Here is a 3821-nt window from a genome sequence, read left to right as displayed (position 1 = left end):
AACAGCGACCCCACGCTGCGCCAGGGGGCCCAGGGTTCCACCAACTGGCGGGCCTGCTTCGGCGTGGGTTTGTCCTCCATGCCTTTCAGGCGGCCCAGCGCCACTCTTAACGCCAAGTCGTCGGCGGGGAAGATATCGGGGCGCTTGAGCGAGAACATCAGGTAGGTCTCGGCGCTCCAGCGGCCAAAACCACGTAGCTGGGTAATCGCGGCAATCGCCTCGTCATCGCTGAGGTGCGCCAAGCCATCGGCGCTAAACGTGCCCGCAAGTTCCGCCTCTGCCAGCCCTTTGGCATACTCGATCTTGCGCCACGACAAGCCTGCATCCCGCAGCGCCTGGCCTTCCACCTCCATCACCGCCGTGGCATGCAGCTCCGGCAGCAGCGTATTCACTCGGCCCATGATGGCCCGAGCGGCCTCGGTGGAGATCTGCTGGCTAACGATGGTCGAGAAAAAGGTGGCAAACCCGGGGTCGCGCTGGCGCGGGCTGGGCGCACCCACCAAGGGGTAGGCACGCGCAATGTCGGGGTCGGCGTGGGCCAATGCCTGCATGGCGTGCTCGATCATATCAACGGGCGTTTGATCAGACGGCATGATATCTCCTGAGGTAAATGGGTATTAAACTGCTCATTTAAGATAATTTGATTTAAATTTGAGTATTAAAGTGCACATTATGCTGCTTCGAACTACACTTTTGAGCATTAAACTACTCATCAAATGACGCGTTAAAGGTGAGCCGTGTTGCTAACCGTTCAAGCCTTCTACCAAGGGCAGTGGCACGATGCTGCCGAGCTGGTGTTCGAGCATCCAGAGCGGGGCCGTCGAGGGCCTGCGCGTTTGGGCTACCTTACCGATTATGCCCTTGAGTGGCTGGATCACGACGATGAGCACGCCTGTAGCCTTCGTTTGCCTATCGAGTTGATGAATACCCATCAATCGCCACGCTGGTTCACTTTTTTAGACGATATCATGCCCTCTGGGGCCAGCCGCCGTTACTGGGTCACGCAGTTGGGTATATCGGCACTTAGTGAGGCGGAGCAGGATGCCGCGCTACTGGCCAAGGGAACGATTGCGCCAGTGGGCAATTTACGTATCAAAGAGGCCCTTCCTGAGCGCCCAGCAGGCAGCACGCTGGAGCAGCAGCGCTTTGCAATGGTGGATGTCGTCAATCGGGATAGCGACTTTCTGGCCTATGCGCAGCAGATGGGGGCTGCTGGGGGGGGCGCGACTGGGGCCGGTGGTGAGGCGCCCAAGCTGCTGTTGCGCTGTTCATCAGATGATCAGGTCTGGATTGATACCTATCAGGACGATCCGGCGAATATCGATCAGTACTATCTGGTGAAATTTCCTCGCGGTCAGCGCACGGTGATCGATAACGACATATTGCGTGCGGAGTACTATTTCTATCACGAGTTAGCGTCGCTGGGCGTCGCGACCATCGATACCCAAGGGATGCGTCTGATCGAAGGTGCGCGATATCCATCGCTCTGGTTGCCCCGCTTTGATGTGGGCTATCAAGAGGGAGCGCTCGCGCGGTATGGCCTGGAGTCTGTTTACTCCGTCATGGGGAAAGAGCCGGGAAGCTTCTTGAATCATTTTGCCGTGGTCGGGGAGTTGGTGGATATGTTGAGCCAACAATTCCGCGTGCGTGAGTCGGGTGACCATTTCGATACGGCGCGCTTTGTCAGTGAGTGGGTGAAACGCGACCTGCTCAATGTTGCGTTTGCCAATAGCGACAATCATGGCCGCAATGCGGCGCTGCTGAAAACACCGCAAGGAACCTGGTGGGCACCGGTGTACGACTTTGCGCCCATGAAGGCAGATCCTGAGGGAATCGTCAGAACCATTACCTGGGGGGCGCCGTTTGAAGAAGGGCGAGAGTTTAACTGGGCCGCCATTGCAGAACGCCTGAGCGTTTATCTTCCACCAGAGCGGCTCATGGCAGAGCTGAAAGCCTTGGGTAGCCAGCTAGTGGGCTTGAAGAAACGGCTAGCGCAGCGGGGTGTACCCAATACCATTTTGGCATTGGATGCGGTGGGGTTGGATCATCTGGATGCCAAGCTGCAGCGCTGGGGGTTGGTATGAAGCGCAAAGAGCTCACCAGCATCGAGCGGGAGGCGCTGCTGACGACATTAGCGGCTCAACTGGTGCGCGAAGAAATCAGCTCTGGGCAGGTGCTGCGTCAGCTCCGCCGTGAGGTACTGGGCATGTCGCAGACCCAATACGCCGATCTGGTGGGCATCAGCCGTCGTTCGCTGTCAGACCTGGAAGCCGATAAGGCAAGCCCTACCGTGGCGCTGCTCAATCAGGTCTTCCGGCCGCTGGGTCTGCAGGTAGGCTTGCTGCCGCGCAACCGCGAGCTGCGCGAGCGCTTGTTGTCAGCCAATGCCACGAGGGACTAATCCTCTTGGTTTATCGTTGGATGATTGAGTTCGCACGCTAACTTTTTTCATGCCTTGTATTTCTGCTTTCGTCTAATCCTGCCATCATTTGCGACTATCCAGGATCGTTTAGTGAACAGGCGCGTTATCCCGCGCCTGGGGAGTGAGGTATGCAAGCATCATCAACGGGGCTGGCGCGGCATCCGCGGTGGGCGGAATTCGTGCTGGCGCTGGGCGGGTTCGGCATCGGCACCAGCGAGTTCGTCATCATGGGGTTGATGAACCGCGTGGCGGAAGACCTGGCCGTGAGCGTGCCGCAGGTAGGCTATTCCATCAGCAGCTACGCCCTGGGGGTCGTGGTGGGGGCACCGCTGATTTCGGCGCTGGCCGCGCGGGTGCCCAAGCGAGCGCTGCTGATCGCGCTGATGCTGGTGTTTGCCGTGGGTAACATTGCCAGCGCCATGGCGCCGGGGTTCTGGTCGTTCGTGGGGCTACGCTTTCTGGCCGGGCTGCCCCACGGGGCCTACTTTGGCGTGGCGGCGCTGGTGGCGGCTGGCGCCGTGCCGGTCGATCAACGGGCGCGGGCCATTGCTCGGGTGATGATGGGGCTGACGGTGGCCATTCTGATCGGGGCGCCGCTGGGTACCTGGGCAGGCAACCTGTTTGGTTGGCAAATTGCCTTTGCCGGGGTGGGCGTGATTGCTCTGCTGACGGCGCTGTTGATTCGTCTTTTTGTGCCCGTGCAGCCCTTCGATGCCCAGGCCAGCCCGCTGCGCGAGCTTTCCGCGCTGGTCAAGCAGCGTGTGCTGGTGACCATTGCCATTGCCTGCATCGGCTGTGGCGGCATGTTCTCGATTTTCAGCTACGTGATGCCCACCTTGACCCAGCAGGCGGGCATGCGTGAAGCCCTGGGCCCCTTGGTGCTGGTCATCTTTGGCCTCGGTTCCATCGCGGGCAATCTGATCGGTGGGCGCATGGCCGATAAAAACCTGATGCGGGCAATCCCTACCATCCTGGTGTGGTGCGCGGTGGTGCAGGGGTTGTTCTACTTTGCCGCCAACCAGGTGTGGAGCGGGCTGCTGTTCGTTGGCCTGGTCGGCACCAGCATGGCGCTGGCGCCTTCGCTACAAACGCGCTTGATGGACGTGGCGGAAGATGCCCAGACCATGGCGGCTTCCATGAACCATGCGGCGTTCAACGGCGCCAACGCGCTGGGGGCGTGGCTGGCGGGGCTGGTGATCAGTGCCGGGTTCAGCTGGTCGAGCACCGGGCTGGTGGGAACGGGGCTGGCGCTGTGTGGGCTGGTCATTTTTGCCTGGGGGCGCTGGCTTGAAAAGCGCGCTGAAGTCCCTGGTCAACCCGTGGCGCAAGGCTATAAATAAGCGGCTGCTCAAGTAGGGCGTGGGTCATTAAAGGTGGCAAAAAAGTCGGAGTGTTCCTA

The 3821-nt window shown here is 60.0% G+C and carries 4 protein-coding genes; 3 read left to right on the top strand and 1 reads right to left on the bottom strand.

What is annotated here, in order from left to right:
- Positions 1-593, bottom strand: a 593-nt coding sequence (locus tag B7L72_RS13550) for a DNA-3-methyladenine glycosylase family protein (protein ID WP_081194981.1), incomplete at its 3' end; no start/stop codon positions are given.
- 147 nt (positions 594-740) lie between these two features.
- Between B7L72_RS13550 and B7L72_RS13545 the strand changes: the two genes are divergently transcribed.
- From B7L72_RS13545 to B7L72_RS13535, 3 genes are all read left to right on the top strand, one after another.
- Positions 741-2084 carry a type II toxin-antitoxin system HipA family toxin gene (locus tag B7L72_RS13545; RefSeq protein ID WP_081194979.1) on the top strand — a complete coding sequence of 448 codons (1344 nt, stop codon included), beginning with the start codon at positions 741-743 and terminating at the stop codon, positions 2082-2084.
- A complete protein-coding gene (locus tag B7L72_RS13540) occupies positions 2081-2401 on the top strand; it encodes a helix-turn-helix transcriptional regulator (protein WP_039178947.1) in 321 nt (106 codons plus the stop codon). Before B7L72_RS13545 ends, B7L72_RS13540 begins: the two co-directional genes overlap by 4 nt.
- A gap of 149 nt (positions 2402-2550) precedes the next feature.
- Positions 2551-3762, top strand: coding sequence for an MFS transporter (locus B7L72_RS13535; RefSeq protein WP_081194977.1), 1212 nt, complete (start codon positions 2551-2553; stop codon positions 3760-3762).
- Positions 3763-3821: the final 59 nt, after the last annotated feature.

It is taken from the genome of Halomonas sp. BC1 (assembly GCF_002078135.1).
GTDB lineage: Bacteria > Pseudomonadota > Gammaproteobacteria > Pseudomonadales > Halomonadaceae > Vreelandella > Vreelandella stevensii.
Note: the sequence above shows the minus strand (reverse complement) of the source record. Positions and strands in the feature narration are given on the sequence as shown.

What these genes read in the sequence shown, in the direction of transcription:
- B7L72_RS13540 (WP_039178947.1), top strand. Translation starts at nt 2,081, where the DNA reads ATGAAGCGCAAAGAGCTCACCAGCATCGAGCGGGAGGCGCTGCTGACG.
- B7L72_RS13535 (WP_081194977.1), top strand. Translation starts at nt 2,551, where the DNA reads ATGCAAGCATCATCAACGGGGCTGGCGCGGCATCCGCGGTGGGCGGAA.